Below are 17,595 nucleotides of genomic sequence, written 5' to 3'. Positions count from 1 at the left end.
CCCCTGAGCCCACCCCCGCCCGCAGACGCGGGACCGAGCTGAATGAGGACACGGCGATGACCCTCGCCCCTGACACACTGCCCGCGCGGCTCGCCGGAAAGCGCATCGGCCTGCTGCTGGAGAACGAGTTCGTCGATGAGGAGATCTCCTACTACCGGCGCCGCTTCGCCGAGGAGGGCGCCGAGGTCGTGCTGCTCTCCCGGCTCTGGGGCCGCGAGACGATGGACTTCACCGGGGTGGCCGGCGCCGCACCGGTCACCGCGACCGTCGACGTGGACACGCTCGACTACGGCGAGCTGTCCGGATTCGCCGCGCTGATCGTCCCGTCCGGGTCGATCGCCGACCGGCTGCGCTACAGCGAGGACGTGGACGCGCTCTCGCCCGCGGTCAACCTGCTGGGCCGCGCGTTCCGGATGCCGCACCTGGTCAAGGCCTTCTCCTGCCACGCCCTGCTGCTCGCCTCGCCCTCTCCGGACCTGGTCCGCGGCCGCACCGTCACCTGCCACAACAACCTGATCGGCGACGCGCGCAACATGGGCGCGCTGTACACCAACCAGGACGTGGTCGTGGACCGCGACCTGGTCACCTCGCGCACGGTGGAGCAGTGCCACCTGCTGGCCCGTGCGGTCATCGCGGCGATCGAGGCCGATCATGGCCGGTGAACCGACCCGCTCGGACCTGGTCGCCGGCCGGGTCGAGCGCCGCGACGGCTCGCGGGCCGTAGTGCGCACGCCCGGCGGCCGCCCCATCACGATCCATCTGACCGATGTGACCTACGCCCAGCGCTTGCGCAACCTCGGTGACGGCTACCGCGACGCCACCGGCCGCATCGACGAACTCCTCGTTCCCGGCGCCTACGTGTTCAGCTACGGTCCCGTCTACCCCGAGGAGCCTGAGTCGCGTCACCAGGCCACCGCGCTGCTGTTCGTGTCCGAGCCGGATCGGTTGCCGCCGTTTCACGAACCGGGCTGGTGGACGGAGCAGCTGCGTCGGCTGGCCCGCTTCTACCGGCACTCGCAGTTCGGCGAGCGGGCTCCCGACTTCGCCGACTACCGTACCGAGATCCACAGCAGCGGCGGGAAGACCGGCCGGCACGTCCAGGAGACCGACACCATCTCCCGGTTCGTATACGGCATGGCCAGCGCCTTCATGCTCACCGGCGAGGACGACTTCCTCGACGTGGCCGAGGCCGGATCGCGCTATCTGCAAGACCACCTGCGCTTCGAGGACCTGGCCGACGGCGTCGTGTACTGGTACCACGGCGTGGACGTCGAGGGGCCGCGCGAGCGGCGCCTGTTCGCCTCGGAATTCGGCGACGACTACCGGGCGATCCCGGCCTACGAGCAGATCTACGCGCTCGTCGGCCTCGTGCAGACCTACCGGCTGAGCCGGGATCCGGCGCTGCTGCGCGACATCGAGGGCACGGTCCGGCTGTTCGAGCGCTTCTTCGCGGACGAGCGGCTCGGCGGCTACTACTCGCACATCGACCCGGTGAGCATGAGCCCGCACGACGACGCGCTCGGCCCCAACCGCTCCCGCAAGAACTGGAACTCGGTCGGCGACCACGCGCCGGCGTATCTGATCAACCTCTACCTGGCCACCGGCGACGAGCGCTACCGCCGGATGCTCGAGCACACCTTCGACATGATCGCCACCCATCTGCCCGACCGCACCGAGCAGGCCAGCCCGTTCGTGTTCGAACGCTTCCACGGCGACTGGACCCCGGACCGGACCTGGGGCTGGCAGCAGGACCGGGCGGTGGTCGGGCACAACCTGAAGATCGTCTGGAATCTGATGCGCATGCACGCGGCGCTGCCCAAGGTGGAGTACCGGGCGCACGCCGAGCGCATCGGGGCCGTGATGCCCGGGGTGGGCCGTGATCCGCAGCGCGGCGGCTGGTACGACATGGTGCAGCGGGTGGCCAGGGACGGCCGGCACGATTTCCCCTGGCACGACCGCAAGACCTGGTGGCAGCAGGAGCAGGCGATCCTGGCCTATCTGATCCTCGCCGGCACCGTCGGCGGCGAGACGGCACTGCGGCACGCGGACGAGTCCATGGCGTTCTATAACGCGTTCTTCCTGGACCACGACGAGGGCGCGGTGCACTTCACCGTCACCGCCGACGGCCTGCCGTACCACGTCGGCGACGAGCGGCTCAAGGGCAGCCACGCCATGAGCATGTACCACAAGGCCGAGCTGTGCTTCCTCGCCGAGGTGTATCTCAGGCTTCTGGTTCACGGCGACCCGCTGGACCTCTGGTTCCGTCCGCGCGGCGACGCCGAGGACCGCGGCCGCGTGCTGCGCGTGGCGCCGGACCTGCTGCCGCCGGACCGGGTCGAGCTGGAGGCGGTGTGGATCGACGGCGCCCCGCATCACGACTTCGACGCCCGAGAGCTGAGCGTGCGGCTGCCGGACAGCGCCGAGCGGATGAAGGTGAAGGTCCGGCTCAGACCGATCGGCGGAGCCCGGTGAGCGTCGATGCGCCGCCGCTGTTCACCGGGACGAGCGTGGGCGTCGGGCCGGGCGATCCGCTCGTGCTCGGCGCCCGGCCGGTCCCCGGCGGCTTCACCGCGGCCGTGCACGCGGTCGCCGCGCGCGTCTGGCTGGTGCTGCTCGACCCGCGGGACGGCCGAGTCCTGGCCGAACTGCCCTTCCGGCCGGAGCACCGCACCGGTTCGGTGTACGCGATGACCGTCTCGGGCGTCGCGTCCGAGCGGATCGGCTACGGCTTCCGGGTGCTGCCCGGCAGGCCCGGCGCGCCTGACGGCCGCCCGGTGTCCGGGGTGCTGCTCGATCCGCGCGCCCGCGGCCTGGCCGGATCGGGGCCCTGGGGAAGCCGGCCCCGGTACGTCTGCCGGATCCTGCCGGACCGGCTCGATCCGGTGGCCCCCGGTCCCCGGATCGATCCGGCGGACCTGGTGATCTACGAGACCCACGTGCGCGGCTTCACCCGGCATCAGAGTTCCGGCGCCGCGGCGCCGGGCACGTACGCGGCCCTCGCCGATCGGATTCCGTACCTGCGCCGGCTGGGCGTGAACTGCGTGCAGCTGCTGCCGATCGCGGAGTTCGACGAGACCGATAACACGTACACGGCACCCGGGACCGGCGCCCCGCTGCCGAACTACTGGGGTTACAACACGGTCGGGTTCTTCGCCCCCAAGGCCGCCTACGCGAGCGAGCCGACGCCGGAGCGCGCCGACGCCGAATTCCGCGACCTGGTCGACACGCTGCACCGGGCCGGGATCGCCGTGCTCCTCGACGTGGTGTTCAACCACACCGCCGAGGGCGACCACCGGGGCCCCACCCACTCCTTCCGCGCCCTGGACGAATCAGGGTATTACCTGCTCGACCGGCACGGCGCGCCGCGCAATCTCACCGCGACCGGGAACACCGTCAACGCCAACCACCCCGTGACCGCGGCGTTCGTGCTCGACTGCCTGCGCCACTGGGTGACCAGGTACGGCGTGGACGGATTCCGCTTCGACATGGCGAGCATCCTCAACCGCGACGGCTCGGGAACGCTGCTGGCACAGCCCTGGCTGCCGGCGGCGATCGCCCGCGACCCGGTGCTCGCCGACAGCCTGCTGATCGCCGAGGCCACCGACGCCACCGGCACCGACCAGGTCGGCTCCTTCTCGGCCGACCCGCGCTGGCGCGAATGGAACGGGCGCTACCGGGACGACGCGCGGCGGCTGCTGCTCGCCCGGCCCGGCTCGGTCGGCCGGTTCGCCGCGCGGCTCGTCGGCTCGCCGGACCTCTACCCCGAGCGCGGCCCGCTCGCGTCGGTGAACTACATCGCCTGCCACGACGGACTGACGCTCGCCGACTGGACCGCGTACAGCCGCAGGCACAACGCGGCCAACGGCGAGGGCGGCGGGGACGGCATCCCGGACGAGGAGAGCGAGAACGGCGGCGAGGAGGGGCCGAGCACCGACCCCGGGGTGCTCCGCCGCCGCGCCCGCAAGCATCGCAATGCCCTGCTGCTGCTCGCGGTCAGCCGCGGAATCCCGATGCTCGCCGCGGGCGACGAGACCGCGCGCACCCAGCACGGCAACAACAACGCCTACTGCCAGGACGAGCTGAGCTGGTACGACTGGAGCCGCACCCGGACGGAGGCGGACCTGCTGCGCTTCACCGCGCACTGCCTGGCCTTCCGCGCCGCCCACCCCGTGCTGCGCCGGCCCGACCACCCCTACGGCGCACCCGACGTGTCCTGGCACGGCGAGGAACCGGACAAGCCCGACTGGGCGGTGGACGCGAGCCTGCTCGCGGTGCTGCTGCACCAGCCGGACCCGGCGGACACGGTCTTCGTCGCGGTCAACACCGGCGACCCGAGAACGCTGCGCCTGCCGGACCCGCCGCTCGGCACCCGCTGGCATCTCCATCTCGACACCGGCGCCGAACCCGGCGCGGACAGCCGCGCGCCGGGCGAGGGCCGCGCGCTCGAGGGCGAGCGGCTGCACCTGGCCGCCCACGCCGCCGTCGCGCTGGCCGCGCACCCCTGACGGCCGGCCGCGACCGGCCGCCCGTATTCGACCACTTCCACCCGTTCCATCCGGATCAGCTTATTCGAACACGGAGTCACATCATGGCTTTCGACGCACGTCTCGGCTTCGCCGGGACCACCGCGAACCTGCACCTGGCCGGCGAGATGGCCGAGGGCGACGCCGCCCGGCTGCGGTCCCTGGTGGACCAGGCCACCGCGCGCCCGCTGCGCCGGCTCGTGCTCTACCTCGGCGGCCTCGAGTCGCTGACCGTCTCGGGCGTGCGCTGCCTCGCCATGGCGCAGCAGCAGCTCGCCCCCGGCACCGAGGTGATCGTCGACGGCGTCGGCGAGAACGTGGTCCGGCTGCTGCGCCTCGGCGGCCTCGACCGCTCCGTCACCCTCGTGCCGGTCGCCGCGTAGGAGTTCCGCCGCTCAGGCCGCCGCGCGCTCGTGTCCGTGCGCGGCGGTCAGGCGTTCCATCGCCTCGGCGTCCTGCGGGGTGGCCGGCAGGAACACCACCAGGTGCTGGGTCGGGTCCTCGGTGACGGACAGCTTCGTGTAGCTCAGGTCCACCCGCCCCGCCCGCGGATGGCTGAAGCGCTTCGTCGCCGGGCTGAAGGCCTGGATCGGATGCTCCGACCACATCGCGGTGAACGTCGGGCTCGCCTCCTGCAGGGCATTGATCAGCGCGACCGTCCGCGCATCGTTCGGGTGCCGGCCCGTGGAGGCGCGGAACTGGCCGAGGATCTCGCGCGCCTCGCGGTGCCAGTCGACCAGCAGGGTGCGCATGGAGGCGCGGGTGAACAGCAGCCAGACGCTGTTGCGCGCCTCCTCCGGCAGGTCGTCGAGGCCGCCGACCAGCGCCTCGTACGGCCGGTTGTAGGCGAGCAGGTCCCAGCAGGAGTTGATCACGTGCGCCGGATTCGGCTCCAGAGTCTCCAGCAGCGCGCGCAGCGTCGCGCTCACCTCGACCCGCTGCGGCGGCTCCTCCGGCAGCGCCGCGCCGGCCAGCGTGAACAGGTGGCGCCGCTCCGCCGGGGTCAGCCGCAGCGTCCGCGCCAGGCTCTCCAGCACCTGCCGGCTGGCCGAGATGTCACGGCCCTGCTCCAGCCAGGTGTACCAGGTCACGCTCACCCCGGACAGCTGCGCCACCTCCTCGCGGCGCAACCCGGGGGTGCGCCGCCGCGAGTTCTCCGCGAAGCCCGCGTCCTGCGGCGAAATCGCCTCTCTCCGGGTCCTGAGAAAGCTGGCCAGCAGCGACCTCTGCGTCATACCCTCCATCGAAGCGCATCCTCTCCGGGCGGTCGTGGTAGCGGTTATACCAGCATAAGCTCCCCTCTGTACCAGGGTCGCGCGATCCGCCACGCTGGGATCATGACTGCGAATTCCGCGACCGGCCAATCGGCCGCGACGCCCTCCGGCACCACAGCCCCGCCCGCCGAGCGCGGGTGGGCCGGCCCCGTCGCCGTGCTCGCCCTCGGCTCGTTCGCCATGGGCACCGACTCCTTCGTGCTGGCCGGCATCCTGCCCCAGATCGCCCACGGCCTGCACACCTCCGTCGGCGCCGCCGGCCAGGTCATCACCACCTTCGCGCTCACCTACGGCCTGGCCGCGCCGTTCCTGGCCGCCTTCACCGGACGGCTTCCGCGCAAACCGCTGATGGCCGCGGCGCTGACCCTCTTCGTCCTGGCGAACCTGGCCTCCGCCGCGGCACCATCGCTCGGGCTGCTGCTGGCCGCGCGCGTCGTGGCCGGCCTCGGCGCGGCCCTCTACACCCCGAACGCCTCCGCGGCCGCCGCCGCGCTGGCCGGGCCGGCCCGCCGCGGCCAGGCCCTCGCGGTGATCCTCGGCGGACTGACCGTCGGCACCGTCTTCGGCGTCCCGGTGGGCACCGCGATCGGCCAGCACGTCTCGTGGAGCGCCGCGCTGGTCTTCGTCGCCGCGGTCGGCGCGGCGGCCCTGCTCGGCCTGCTGGTCACCCTCCCCGCACTGCCGATCCCGCCCGCGGTGCCGCTCGGTCAGCGCTTCCGCGTGCTGGGCAACCCCCGGGTGGTCGCGATCGTCCTGTACATGATGCTGACCAGCGGCGCGAGCATCATGGTCTACACCTACATCGCGAACGTGCTCGGCACCACCGCGCACGCCACCGGCACCGCCCTCGCCGTGATGCTGCTGCTCTGGGGCGTGGGCGGCATGGCGGGCGCCTTCGGCAGCGGCTGGCTGGCCGACCGCTGGGGCGCCGAGCGCACCCTCTTCCTGGCCGTGGGCCTGCTCGTGGCCACGCTGCTGCTGCTGACTGTCGCCGACGACACGGTGGCCGCCGGTGCGGTGATGCTGCTCAACGGAGCCGCCGGCTGGGCCGTGTCCACGCCCAACAACCACCGGCTGATCACCCTGGTGCCCAGCCTGCCCACCGTGGTGATCTCGTTCAACTCCTCGGGCATCTACCTGGGCCAGGCGCTCGGCGCCGGGCTCGGCGGACTGCTGCTGGACGGCGGCACCGGCGTGCGCGGTCTGTGCCTGATCGGCGCGGGCGTGGCAGTGGCCGCCGGGGTGCTGAACCTGGCGATCGGACGCCCGCGAACGGCCGGGAATCCGACTTAACGAATATGCGCCCGCATTCTCAGCGGGCGCGATCTCGTCCTCGGCGCCGGGATATCCTGGAACTCAGAGACGCAGACGTCTTATTCGTTGCGCGAGCGGTATTCCGCCGTATTCCCGATTCCCTCCGGTGATGTGCCCGCGCCCGGATTCCACCGGCCCGGGCCGGAATTCCCGGCGGCCTCCGCCAGCCCTCCAGCTTCGAGGAGAGAACTCTCATGACCGTGCAGATCGACGCGCCCGTCGTCGACACCGAACTGTTCATCGGCGGATCCGCCCGCCCGGCCGCCCTCGGCCGGACGCGGGTGATCCTCGACCCGGCCACCGAGGAGCCGCTCGCCGAGGTGGCGTGGGGATCCGCGCAGGATCTCGACCAGGCCGTCGCCGCCGCGCACGCCGCCTTCGAGTCCGGCCCCTGGCCTGAACTGACGCTCAAGGAACGTGCCAGGCTGCTGCTGCGCATCGCCGACGCGATCGACGAGCACGCCGAGGAGCTCGCCGTGGTCGAATCCCGCAACGTGGGCAAGCCGATCGCCTTCACCCGCGGCTTCGACGTGCCCGCCGCCGCCGAGATCTTCCGCTACTACGGCGGCCTGGTCGAGACGATCGAGGGCGCGGCCCGGCAGGCCGGACGGCAGTCGCTGATCTACACCCGTCGCGAGCCGCTCGGCGTGGTCGGCGCCATCACCCCGTTCAACTTCCCGCTCAACCTGATCGTCAACAAGCTCGCGCCGGCCCTGGCCGCGGGCAACACCGTGGTGCACAAGCCGGCCGACGAAACCCCGCTCAGCGCGCTGCTGCTGGCCCGGGTGCTCGCCGAGGCCGGGCTGCCCGCCGGCGTCTACAACGTGGTGACCGGCGACGGGCCGAACGTCGGCGCTCGCCTCGCCGAGCACCCGGACGTGCGCAAGCTGGCCTTCACCGGCTCCTCCGCGACCGGCAAGCGGCTGGCGGCGACCGCGGCGGGCACGCTCAAGCGGGTCACCGCCGAGCTCGGCGGCAAGGGCGCGAACATCGTCTTCGCCGACGCCGACCTGGACGCGGCGGCGCAGATCGCGTTCCAGGCGGGCTTCTTCAACACCGGCCAGTTCTGCATGTCGGGCTCCCGGCTGCTGGTGCAGCGCCCGGTCTACCAGGAGACCGTCGACCGGCTCGCCGGCATCCTGGCGCACATCCCGGTCGGCGACCCCGGCGATCCGGGCACCGTGCTCGGCCCGCTGGCGAACAGGGCGCAGCTGGAGAAGGTCGAGCAGTACGTGGCGATCGCCAAGGCCGAGGGCGCGGTGCTGCGGCACGGCGGCGGCCCGGTCCCCGGCCTGGACCGCGGCTACTTCCACGCCCCGACCCTGTTCACCGAGGTGGCCCCGCAGATGCGGATCGCCCGCGAGGAGGTGTTCGGGCCGGTGGTCACGGTCACCCCGTTCGACACCGACGAGGAGGCGGTGGCCATCGCGAACTCCACCGCCTACGGACTGGCCGCCGGCCTGCACACCGCGGACGTGCGCCGGGCCCACCGGGTGGCGGCCCGGCTCCAGGCCGGCATCGTCTGGATCAACACCTGGGCGATGTTCGAGAACACCACGGCGATCGGCGGCTACAAGGACTCCGGCTACGGCCGCGAGCTCGGGCCCGAGGGCCTCGAGGAGTACCTGCAGACCAAGACGGTGGTCCTCAACGCCGAGTGATCGCAGCCCGTCCCGCGCGCGCCGCGGACGGGCAGCCCGTTCCGGGGCCGCGGAGCCGTGCGGAGCTCCGCAGCCCCGGAACGGGCCTTTCTCGCTCTCTCCACCCCGTGCAGCCCGCTGCACCCTCCGGAAGGATTCTGATGCACGTGGACAACCCCGGCGCGGTCGTGGTGACCGGCGCCACCGACGGCGTCGGCCGCGGCCTCGCCATGCGCCTCGCCGCGGACGGCACCGACCTGATCGTGCACGGCCGCAGCGCCGAGAAGGGCCGCGAGCTGGTGGCCGAACTGCGGGCCGCCGGCGCCGGCCGGGTGGCCTACGAGCTCGCCGACTTCGCCTCGCTCACCGAGATCTCGGCGCTCGCCGACCGACTGCTCGGCTACGAGCGGATCAGCGTGCTGGTCAACAACGCGGGCATCGGCGTCGAGCTGGAACGGCAGGAGAGCCGCGACGGCCACGAACTGACGTTCCAGGTCGACTACCTGGCCGCCTACCTGCTCAGCTGCCGGCTCGCCCCGCTGCTCGCCGCGAGCGCCCCGGCCCGCATCGTCAACGTCACCTCGGCCGGACAGGCGCCGATCGACTTCGACGACGTGATGCTGCGCCGCGGCTGGGACGGCGTCCAGGCCTACTGCCAGGCGAAACTCGCGCAGATCATGCTGACCATCGACCTGGCCGAGGCGCTGCGCCCGGCCGGCGTCTCGGTCAACAGCCTGCATCCGGCCTCGTACATGCCGACGAAGATCGTCACGCACCTGTACACGCCGCGCAGCCCGCTGGCCGAGGGCGTCGAGAACGTGCGGCGCCTCGTGCAGGACCCGCTGCCGCCGGGGGAGACGGGGCTCTACCTGAACCGGGACGCCGTCGCCGAGCCGCTGGCCCAGGCCCTCGACCCGGCCGCGCGCGCCCGGCTGCGCGAGCTGAGCGAGCGGCTGACCGGCGTGGCCTTGGAGGGCGAGGACGAGCGTGCAGGACAGGGCGCGTAGAACCCGCGGCGCGCTGATCGCGGCCGGCTCCCGGGCGTTCGCCGAGCAGGGCTTCGAACGCAGCAGCCTGAGCGCGATCCTGCACGACGCCGGGGTGACCAAGGGCGCGTTCCGCTTCCACTTCGCCAGCAAGGCGCACCTGGCCGCGACGATCCTCGGCATGGAGCGCTCGGTCTGGCCGGAGCTGGCCAGGCGCACCCGCGAGCGCCCGGCCGGGGGCGCGCAGAACCTGATCGACTTCTCCCTGGAGGCCGCCTGCCGGCTGCTGCAGGATCCGGTGACCTGGGCCGGCCTGCGGATGCGGGTGCTGGGCGCACCGGCCGGCGCGGCGGACCGCTCGCCCTGGACCGGCATCGTGCGCGGCTTCCTCGACCAGGCCGGGCGCGAGGGCGCGCTGCGCCCCGGGCTCGACCCCGGGGAGGTCGCGGAGAGCTGGTTCGAGGCGTTCATCGGCGTCTACATGGTGGCCGCGGGAGGCTGCGGCGGCCACCGGGACCTCACCCGCCGGCTCTCCACGATGTGGCGGATCTTCATGCCGGCGATCGTCGAGCCCGGCGCTGCGGCCCGCTTGCGCTACGTGCCGCGGAGCACGGACTGCGTGCTGCCGCCGGACGTCTGGGACGGCTGGGACGGCTGGGACCGCTCCGCGCGGATCCCCGAACTCTGACACGCACGGCGAAACGGCGGTGCCGCGGATCTCGTCCGCGGCACCGCCAGGTCGTGTTCGAAGGCGCCTAGCCGAGCCGGGCGAGCTCCTCGGCCGGCTGGTCGGTGTAGCCCTGGCTGATTTCGACGACGACGCCGTCGGGGTCGGTCACCCACACCGTCTTCCAGCCGCAGATGTGCTCGTCGAAGCTCAGCGGTCCGAGCGAGACCGGCAGGCTGTGCTCGGCCCGCGCCAGGAACGCGTCGACGTCGTCCACCTGGAACGCCAGGTGGCGCGCGGTGCCCGGGTTGGCCGGGCCGTCCGCCTTCGTCTCGAACAGCGCCTGCTCCGAGGTGGGGAACAGCTCCAGGTAGACGTCTCCGGCGCGCAGGAAGATCACCTGCACCTCGCCGGCGTCGACCACCCTGGCCCGGCGGAAGCCGAACCAGCGCGTGTAGAACTCCTCGGTCACCGCCTGGTCCCGGCAGTTGAGGCCCACGTGCGACCAGCGGGGCGAAAGCTGCGCCATCCCGCTCACCGCCCCACGACCGGCGCGAACGGGACCGTGTCGTGGATGTTGGTCATGTACGTGATCCGCTCGTCGACGATGCGGAAGTAGTTGCACACCTCCGCCTCCACCGCCGTGCCCGAGTGGGTCATGGCACTGATGTGGGAGATCACCGCGGCCTGCTCGCCCTGCACCACGACGAAGCGCGGGGTGTTGGCGAACGCGGCGTACATCGCCGGGAAGCCCTTCATCATCTCGCGCAGCGTCTCGCGCCCCTCGACGTGCCCGGCCAGCTGCTCGTCCATCGTCTGATCCGGCGCGAACAGATCGCACCAGGCGTCCCACTCGCCGCGGTTGGCGAGCTCGTAGTAGCGGTCGACGACCTCTGCGGTGTTCATGGTTTCAGTCCTCTCTGAAAGGGCGCCGGGCCGGTCGGCGGACCGGCCCGGGCCTGATGGCTACTGCGGAAGCGGCACGCCGATCTGGGCCATCAGGCCCGCGGTGTCCGCCTGGACCCAGCGCTCCACGACCTTGAAGTCCTCCAGCCGGTAGACCTCGAGGCTCGTCCAGGTCACCTCCTTGCCGGTCGGCTGCACGCCGAAGAACGGCGCGACGTGCCGGCCGGTGAAGGTGATGTGCATGACCACGCGGTCCGGTCCGGCCGCGTAGAGGCCGTCCAGGTGGGCGTGGAAGTCGAGGGCCTGGTGCGCGGCCACGATGATGCCCTTGAGCTGCTCGAGGCTCTCCACGTCCCAGGCCGGGTTGCGGTCCTTGAAGTCGGCCGCGAACAGCTCGTCCAGGTCGTCGTAACGGCGGGCGTTGACCGCGTCGCTGACCCGCTGCACCACGGCCACGTTCTGGGCCTCCGGGGAGATCTGCCGACTCAGTCCCAGCAGGTCGTCCACCGCCCAGCGCTCGGCCAGCCGGCCGTCCGCCACCCGCCAGACCTCCGTCGTCTCCCAGGAGACCGGGCGTCCGGTGGCCGGGATGCCGAACACCTCGCCGACGTGCCGGCCGCTCAGCCGGACCCGGGTGACCAGCCGGTCCCCGTCCACCAGCAGCTCCTCGAGCTCGCCGCTGATCTGCAGCGTCTCGTGCGCGTTGCGCAGCGCGGCGAGGTAGACCTCGGCGCCGTCGATGTCGAAGCCGGGGTGGTGGTCCTTGAAATCGGCCGCGATCAGGTCGCGGACCTCCTCGTAGCGCGCCTGGTTGAACGCGTCGAGGAAAGCGGTGTAGAGCGCGGCGTCCGGCTCGGCCGCCGTCGTCGTCGTCATCAGAACCCTCCTAGGGAGACGGTGAGCGCCGCAGGCCGGTCGGCCGCGGCGGAGATCAGGTCGGCGGCCTTCTCGCCGATCATCACGCTGGGGGCGTGCGTGTTGCCCGAGGTGATCCGCGGCATGATCGAGGCGTCCGCCACCCGCAGCGCCTCGACGCCGTGCACCCGCAGTTGCGGGTCCACCACGGCGTCCAGGTCCGTGCCCATGCGGCAGGTGCCGACCGGATGCCAGAGCGTGCTGGCGTTCTCCCGGATGAACTCGCGCAGGGCCTCGTCGCTCTGCACCTCGGGGCCCGGCGCGAGCTCGGCGCCGCGCAGCGCGCCGAAGGCGTCGGAGCGCGCCAGCCGCCGGGCCGTGCGCAGGCCGTGCAGCAGCACGTCGAGGTCGTCGGGGTGCTGGAGGAAGTTCATCCGGATCTCGGCGTTGTCGGACGGCTCGGCCGAGGCCAGCCGCAGCCTGCCGCGGCTGCGCGGCTGCAGGGCGATCGGGGCGAAGGTGTAGCCGGGGCCCGCCCACAGTTCGGCCGGCGCGGTGGACGGCAGGAACTTGATGGGCCCGAAGGTGAACTGCAGGTCGGGACCGTCGGCCGGGTCGTGCGCGAACGGGGTCCGGGTGAACAGCCCCGACTCGGACAGCAGCGCCCCGGGCGGGTGCTCCGCGAGCGCTTCGTAGCACAGCGGCACGAACACGTGGTCCTGCAGGTTCTCGCCCACCCCGCGCAGGTCGACCACCGGCGCGATGCCGTGCTCGCGCAGGTGCCACGCCGGGCCGACGCCGGAATGCATCAGCAGCTTGGGGGTCTCGAAGGCGCCGCCGCTCAGCACCGCCTCGCGCCCGACCCCGACCGTGTGGGTCGCGCCGTCGCGGGTGTACTCGACCCCGACGACGCGACGGCCGTCGAACAGCAGCCGGGTCGCGGCGGCGCGGGTGAGCACGGTCAGGTTCGGCCGGTCCAGCACCGGGCGCAGATACGCCTGCGCGGTGCTCGCCCGCCGGTTTTCCGCGGTCCGGATGGTCTGGTAGTAAAAGCCCGATCCCTGCTGGTCCGCGCCGTTGTAGTCGAATCCGGGCACCTGCCGCCCGAGCACTTCGCCGACCGCCTCCACGAAGGCCCGCGCGACGGGGCTCGGCTGCTCCAGCGCGCGTACCTGGACCGGGCCCGAAGTGCCGCGCAGCGGCGAGTCGGCACCGGGGCCGGTGTAGGCCTCCGCCCGGACGAAGTACGGCAGCACGTCCTGGAAGGACCAACCGTCGTTGCCCTGCGCGGCCCAGCCGTCGAAGTCGGCCCGGGCGCCGCGCACCCACATCAGCGCGTTGACCGAGCTGCTGCCGCCGAGCACCTTGCCGCGCGCGATCGGGATGCTGCGCGAGTTCAGCCCGGGCTCGGGCTGCGTCGCATAGCCCCAGTCGATCTGCGGGCTCCAGTCCGAGACGAGCAGGGCGAGCACCGAGGCCGAGTCCGTCCGGTGGATCTCCGGCCGCTCGTCCTCGCCGCCCGCCTCGAGCAGCAGCACGCGGCGGCCGGGGTGCTCGCTGAGGCGGTGCGCGACGGCCGCGCCGGCCGAACCCGCGCCCACCACGACGTAGTCGAAGGTCCCGGTCACGGCGGAGTCCACGATCGGGGCCATCACGCCCTCCCCGCGGCCAGGGCGACGGCGTCCGCCTCCGCCAGGGGGATCGGCCGCAGCGCGCCGACCCGGTAGGTCAGGATCCGCAGCTGCTCGCCGGGCCCCTTGATCAGCCGCCAGGTCTGGTCGATCCGGTACGCGTCTCGCGCCCCGTCCGCGGTCTGCGTGGCCGTCCACAGCACGGTCAGGTCCAGGTCCACGTACGGGCCGCGGGTCTCGCTGCGAAAGCGCTCCAGCGTGTGCCGCTGGTCGGTGTAGGCCCGCCCGACCGCCTCGTACCACTCGGCGAAGTCGTCGTGGCCGCGCAGGGTGCGCTCGGGGAAGGCCATCTCCAAGCCGTCGCGGGCCAGCCGCGGCAGCATCAGGTCGACCGGGTCGTGGCGGTTCAGCCGGTCGAACCAGTCGACCGCGAAGGCCTCGCTCAAGTCATCAGTCATCAGAATAAACCTTTGCGATAGGAATGAGTGCAGCCGGAATCAGGCCGTCAGGCGGCGAATAGGTATAGGTATCAGGAAGCGAATGCGAGCGCGATGTCGTTCGAATCTCCATTGCGAACGTACGGGGCACCACGAGAGGGTGTCAACGAGTCCCCGGGGCACGCTCCCCGCGTATTCCGGGCCGGCCCTGTCGCGATTTCGTGAATTCCCGCTTACGGCCGCATCTGACAGCAGCCTGATCAGCCTTGATGCGCCAGAGTAGCCATGCGTAATTCAATGTAATGAGTTAAACGGTGCGGGCGCCGTGCCCGGCCGCGGGCAGCACGGCCGCGGCGACTTGCCCAAGTTGGACAAGTCGCCGCGGAGCGCGGTGGCGTCGCAGCCACTTCACTTTTCTAGCCCACGTGTCTTTCGGCACGACTCTGCCATCTGCACTGGCCCCTGGGTCGGGGCCGTGCGAGCCTACGGGCAGGTGCCGTTGTTGATGACGTAGTAGCCCGGGCTGGTCTCTTCGAGGGTGTTGGTCGCGTAGGTGTTGTCCAGGCCCATGTTCTGGTTGGAGCCGTCGGCATAGACGTATCCGAGGCTCATGTAGGCGCGTCCTGCGACGGTCTGCGCGTAGTTGTTGGCGGTGTAGCAGGTCGGGGTGTAGGTGGAGCTCGGTGACGCCGATGCGCTGGGCGAGCTCGATGCCGAGGCCGTGGCTGTCGCGGTGGCCGAGGTGCTGGGGCTGGCGGTGGTGGTGGCGTTGTTATTCAGGCCCCAGAAGAGCACGGTGTAGTAGCTGGAGCAGATGTAGTTGAGGTAGTAGGTGCCCGTGCTGCCGCACTGGGTGGCGCCGGATCCGGGGTTGACGGCGAGGCCGTGGGTCATCCCGGAGACCTCGAAGGTGCTGACCGCGTCGACGCCGTTCGAGGTGTCGTAGTCGTTCTCGGTGGTGCCGCCGGTGAGCGACTTCGTTGAGGTTGGGGTCTGGCTCAGGCCCCAGACACTGGTCCAGCCGTCCATGTTGTAGGTCAGTTCGGCCGGGTTGACGGTGGTGTCCGAGCTGCCCTGCCAGATCGCCACCCGCGGGTAGGGGCCGGAGTATCCCGAGTCCGAGTTCTTGATCAGGCTGGCCCATTGGGCGACGGTGTTGCTCGTCGTTCCCGAGGTGCAGTTGGTGTTGTAGATCCCGGAGGTTGAGCACTGGGCTGCGGGGCCGGAGTCGATGGAGCCGCCGGCGAACACGTCGGGGTAGTCGGCGAGCATGTCCGAGGTCATGCCCGCGCCGGCGGACAGGCCGGTGATGTAGATCTTGCTGGTGTTGACGTGCCAGTTGGTCTCGGCGTATTGGATCATCTGGTAGATCGACTCGGCCTCGCCGTTGCCGCGGGCGTCGTTGGAGGTGTCGCCCCAGTCGAAGCAGTATTCGATGGGGCTGCTCGCCGACGGCTGTTCGGCGAAGATCACGTCGAAGCCGTAGGTGTCGGCCTCCTGCGGCCAGCCCGAGTTGCTGTAGTAGTCGCTGGCGGACTGGGTACAGCCGTGCAGCGCGATCACGAGCGGTGCGCCGGAGGACGGGGCGGTGGTCGGCAGGTAGCTGTACATGTCCAGGCTGCCGGGGTTGGAGCCGAAGTTCGTGACCTGGTTGAGGGTGGATGTGTTGGCGTGGGCGCTGCGCTGGACGCCCAGGGCCAGGGCGAGCGCCGCGATCACGGCGACCACCGTGGCGACCACAGTGGAGGCGCGGGTGAGCGGGCGACGCGCAAACGTCATCGGTTGCACGTGAGGATCCTTCGTCAGGTCTGCACGGGGCAGAGGCCGGATACGATGAGTTCCGTGAAGCGCTGCGTTAACGCACCGTTTCTGCGCGCAAGGTAGCGCTCGGGCCGCGTGCAGATAGTGGCGGTCCTCTACGGTTCCACCTTCTCGCAAGTGTGGCAGTCCGCTATCAAGCGCTGTGTACGCTCCGCGCCGGCGGTCGTCCGGGCTGAGGGGCCCGCGCTACGGGCTCTTGATTCGCGTTCGTTCCCAAGAAGGCGGTCCGGAGCGTGCCGGGGCGGACGGGGGTGCGCTGGCCGCCGCCGGTGACGGGGAGGCGGGCGCCGTCGAAGGTCGGGTCGACGTAGCGGGCGAACCAGGCGTCGAGTCGGGCCGCGAGGTCGTCGCGGGTGGGGGAGTAGGTTTCGAGATGGGCGAGGTTGCGTTCTTCGCCGGGGTCCGCGGCGAGGTCGTAGAGCTCGTGCAGGCCGTGGGGGTAGCGGTGGACGTACTTCCACGCGCGGGTGCGGATCATGCGGACGGGGCCGTATTCGTCGTACACGACGACGCGCTCGTGGTCTTCTTCGACTTCGTGGCCGGGCTCGCGACTTGGCACGCGACCGGGCTCGCCGCCGGATGCGGAGTTCGGATCCGGCGAGCCGTCCAGGAGGTGGGCGAAGCTGCGGCCGGGAAGGTCGGAATCCGGGTCGGCGGTATGGTCGAGTCCCAGGTAGGAGACCAGGGTCGGCAAGACGTCGTATTGCGACAGGAGCGCTGATTCGGTGCGGCCGGCGCGGATGCGACCGGGTTGGGCGACGATGAACGGCACCATGACGGAGCTGTCGTACATGTTCTGGGGGAAGGTTCCGTTGCCCTTTCCCCAGATTCCGTGGTGGCCGGCGTTGAATCCGTTGTCGCTGCTGAAGATGACAAGCGTCGACCGGGTCAGGCCTTTGCGTTCGAGCGTGTCGAGGACGCGCCCGATGGCGGTGTCCATCGCGGTGGTGGCGGCGAAGTAGCCGATGAGGGCTTCGCGGGTGTCGCTCTCGCCGCCGACGGGGAAGCCGTCCTCGTCGAGGGGCTGCCAAGGGTGGGCCGGGCCCTGGGGGCAGGTGTCGAACGGGCAGTCGCGGTAGAGGTCCGTGTAACGCCGGGGGTGTTGGCCGCGCCATGGCTTGTGCGGGGCGGTGAAGTGCAGTGACAGGTGGAACGGGTCGGAGTTGGCGGACTCGTCGGCGATGAAGGAGATGGCGTCGTCGGCGAGGAGATCGGTGAGGTAGCCGGGTTCTTCGGTGCGTTCGCCGTCGCGGTACATCGGGGCACCGAAGTAGGGGCCGCCGCCGCTCTCGTGGGCGTACCAGTGCACGAATCCGCGGCGAGGCCGGTCGTTCGCGCCCAGGTGCCATTTGCCGGACAGGCCGAGGCGGTATCCGGCGTCGGCGAGGAGATCAGTGAACAGCAGCCGTCCCTCGAGGAAGTCGATCCCGGTGCGCCCGGCGTGATGGTACGCGAGCCAGTCGTGCACGCCGTGCTGCGACGGCAGTTGGCCGGTGAAGAGCGAGGCGCGGGCCGGGGAGCAGACGGGGGAGGTGCAGAAG

16 protein-coding genes are annotated in these 17,595 nt (G+C 71.5%); 8 read left to right on the top strand and 8 right to left on the bottom strand.

All coding sequences use genetic code 11. The features are described from left to right. Positions 1-56: 56 nt before the first annotated feature. The 4 genes from KDK95_RS29760 to KDK95_RS29745 all read left to right on the top strand — a co-directional run bounded on the left by KDK95_RS29760 (position 57) and on the right by KDK95_RS29745 (position 4,906). Entirely contained in the window at positions 57-662 is a 606-nt protein-coding gene (locus tag KDK95_RS29760; RefSeq protein WP_372463405.1) for a DJ-1/PfpI family protein, read from the top strand. Beyond that, positions 652-2,472, top strand: coding sequence for an AGE family epimerase/isomerase (locus tag KDK95_RS29755; RefSeq protein ID WP_212521651.1), 1,821 nt, complete (start codon positions 652-654; stop codon positions 2,470-2,472). Before KDK95_RS29760 ends, KDK95_RS29755 begins: the two co-directional genes overlap by 11 nt. Then, entirely contained in the window at positions 2,469-4,505 is a 2,037-nt protein-coding gene (locus KDK95_RS29750) for a glycogen debranching protein (protein ID WP_212521650.1), read from the top strand. Before KDK95_RS29755 ends, KDK95_RS29750 begins: the two co-directional genes overlap by 4 nt. Before the next feature lie 83 nt (positions 4,506-4,588). After that, positions 4,589-4,906 carry an STAS domain-containing protein gene (locus KDK95_RS29745; RefSeq protein ID WP_212521649.1) on the top strand — a complete coding sequence of 106 codons (318 nt, stop codon included), beginning with the start codon at positions 4,589-4,591 and terminating at the stop codon, positions 4,904-4,906. A 12-nt stretch (positions 4,907-4,918) separates the two neighbouring features. Here the strand turns inward: KDK95_RS29745 and KDK95_RS29740 are convergent, their stop codons facing one another. After that, a complete protein-coding gene (locus tag KDK95_RS29740; RefSeq protein WP_212521648.1) occupies positions 4,919-5,758 on the bottom strand; it encodes a helix-turn-helix transcriptional regulator in 840 nt (279 codons plus the stop codon). A gap of 102 nt (positions 5,759-5,860) precedes the next feature. On the opposite strand from KDK95_RS29740, the gene KDK95_RS29735 reads away from it, so the two are divergent. From KDK95_RS29735 to KDK95_RS29720, 4 genes are all read left to right on the top strand, one after another. Then, the gene (locus KDK95_RS29735; protein ID WP_212521647.1) at positions 5,861-7,090 is read left to right on the top strand and encodes an MFS transporter; all 1,230 of its coding nucleotides are present in this window, start codon (positions 5,861-5,863) and stop codon (positions 7,088-7,090) included. Positions 7,091-7,305: 215 nt separating this feature from the next. Further along, a complete protein-coding gene (locus tag KDK95_RS29730) occupies positions 7,306-8,772 on the top strand; it encodes an aldehyde dehydrogenase family protein (protein WP_212521646.1) in 1,467 nt (488 codons plus the stop codon). Positions 8,773-8,912: 140 nt separating this feature from the next. Continuing rightward, positions 8,913-9,758, top strand: coding sequence for an SDR family NAD(P)-dependent oxidoreductase (locus KDK95_RS29725; RefSeq protein WP_212521645.1), 846 nt, complete (start codon positions 8,913-8,915; stop codon positions 9,756-9,758). Further along, positions 9,739-10,425: a TetR family transcriptional regulator gene (locus KDK95_RS29720; protein ID WP_212521644.1), complete on the top strand. Its 687-nt coding sequence runs from the start codon at positions 9,739-9,741 to the stop codon at positions 10,423-10,425. The genes KDK95_RS29725 and KDK95_RS29720 overlap by 20 nt, the downstream gene beginning before the upstream one ends. 67 nt (positions 10,426-10,492) lie before the next feature. On the opposite strand, the gene KDK95_RS29715 is transcribed toward KDK95_RS29720, so the two are convergent. From KDK95_RS29715 to KDK95_RS29685, 7 genes are all read right to left on the bottom strand, one after another. After that, complete coding sequence (locus KDK95_RS29715) at positions 10,493-10,933, bottom strand: VOC family protein (RefSeq protein ID WP_212521643.1); 441 nt, start codon at positions 10,931-10,933, stop codon at positions 10,493-10,495. Between the two features lie 5 nt (positions 10,934-10,938). Further along, the gene (locus KDK95_RS29710) at positions 10,939-11,310 is read right to left on the bottom strand and encodes a nuclear transport factor 2 family protein (RefSeq protein ID WP_212521642.1); all 372 of its coding nucleotides are present in this window, start codon (positions 11,308-11,310) and stop codon (positions 10,939-10,941) included. Between the two features lie 60 nt (positions 11,311-11,370). After that, a complete protein-coding gene (locus KDK95_RS29705; RefSeq protein ID WP_212521641.1) occupies positions 11,371-12,186 on the bottom strand; it encodes an ester cyclase in 816 nt (271 codons plus the stop codon). Then, the gene (locus tag KDK95_RS29700) at positions 12,186-13,817 is read right to left on the bottom strand and encodes a GMC family oxidoreductase (protein WP_212521640.1); all 1,632 of its coding nucleotides are present in this window, start codon (positions 13,815-13,817) and stop codon (positions 12,186-12,188) included. Before KDK95_RS29700 ends, KDK95_RS29705 begins: the two co-directional genes overlap by 1 nt. Continuing rightward, positions 13,817-14,254 (bottom strand): nuclear transport factor 2 family protein, encoded by a 438-nt coding sequence (locus KDK95_RS29695; RefSeq protein WP_212521639.1) that lies wholly within the window; start codon positions 14,252-14,254, stop codon positions 13,817-13,819. The genes KDK95_RS29700 and KDK95_RS29695 overlap by 1 nt, the downstream gene beginning before the upstream one ends. A gap of 462 nt (positions 14,255-14,716) precedes the next feature. Beyond that, positions 14,717-16,012 carry an extracellular catalytic domain type 1 short-chain-length polyhydroxyalkanoate depolymerase gene (locus KDK95_RS29690; protein ID WP_249162099.1) on the bottom strand — a complete coding sequence of 432 codons (1,296 nt, stop codon included), beginning with the start codon at positions 16,010-16,012 and terminating at the stop codon, positions 14,717-14,719. A gap of 175 nt (positions 16,013-16,187) precedes the next feature. Further along, the coding region (locus KDK95_RS29685; protein ID WP_212521637.1) for a sulfatase-like hydrolase/transferase at positions 16,188-17,595 on the bottom strand (1,408 nt) is incomplete at its 5' end.

Origin of the sequence: Actinospica acidithermotolerans, from assembly GCF_018139625.1 — a bacterium.
Lineage (GTDB): Bacteria > Actinomycetota > Actinomycetes > Streptomycetales > Catenulisporaceae > Actinospica > Actinospica acidithermotolerans.
Note: the sequence above shows the minus strand (reverse complement) of the source record. Positions and strands in the feature narration are given on the sequence as shown.

Bases quoted from the DNA above. Each gene is read 5' to 3' on its own strand.
- KDK95_RS29690 (WP_249162099.1), bottom strand. From the start codon at position 16,012: ATGACGTTTGCGCGTCGCCCGCTCACCCGCGCCTCCACTGTGGTCGCC.
- KDK95_RS29730 (WP_212521646.1), top strand. From the start codon at position 7,306: ATGACCGTGCAGATCGACGCGCCCGTCGTCGACACCGAACTGTTCATC.
- KDK95_RS29700 (WP_212521640.1), bottom strand. From the start codon at position 13,817: ATGGCCCCGATCGTGGACTCCGCCGTGACCGGGACCTTCGACTACGTC.
- KDK95_RS29755 (WP_212521651.1), top strand. From the start codon at position 652: ATGGCCGGTGAACCGACCCGCTCGGACCTGGTCGCCGGCCGGGTCGAG.
- KDK95_RS29735 (WP_212521647.1), top strand. From the start codon at position 5,861: ATGACTGCGAATTCCGCGACCGGCCAATCGGCCGCGACGCCCTCCGGC.
- KDK95_RS29745 (WP_212521649.1), top strand. From the start codon at position 4,589: ATGGCTTTCGACGCACGTCTCGGCTTCGCCGGGACCACCGCGAACCTG.
- KDK95_RS29740 (WP_212521648.1), bottom strand. From the start codon at position 5,758: ATGACGCAGAGGTCGCTGCTGGCCAGCTTTCTCAGGACCCGGAGAGAG.
- KDK95_RS29760 (WP_372463405.1), top strand. From the start codon at position 57: ATGACCCTCGCCCCTGACACACTGCCCGCGCGGCTCGCCGGAAAGCGC.
- KDK95_RS29710 (WP_212521642.1), bottom strand. From the start codon at position 11,310: ATGAACACCGCAGAGGTCGTCGACCGCTACTACGAGCTCGCCAACCGC.
- KDK95_RS29705 (WP_212521641.1), bottom strand. From the start codon at position 12,186: ATGACGACGACGACGGCGGCCGAGCCGGACGCCGCGCTCTACACCGCT.
- KDK95_RS29695 (WP_212521639.1), bottom strand. From the start codon at position 14,254: ATGACTGATGACTTGAGCGAGGCCTTCGCGGTCGACTGGTTCGACCGG.
- KDK95_RS29725 (WP_212521645.1), top strand. From the start codon at position 8,913: ATGCACGTGGACAACCCCGGCGCGGTCGTGGTGACCGGCGCCACCGAC.
- KDK95_RS29715 (WP_212521643.1), bottom strand. From the start codon at position 10,933: ATGGCGCAGCTTTCGCCCCGCTGGTCGCACGTGGGCCTCAACTGCCGG.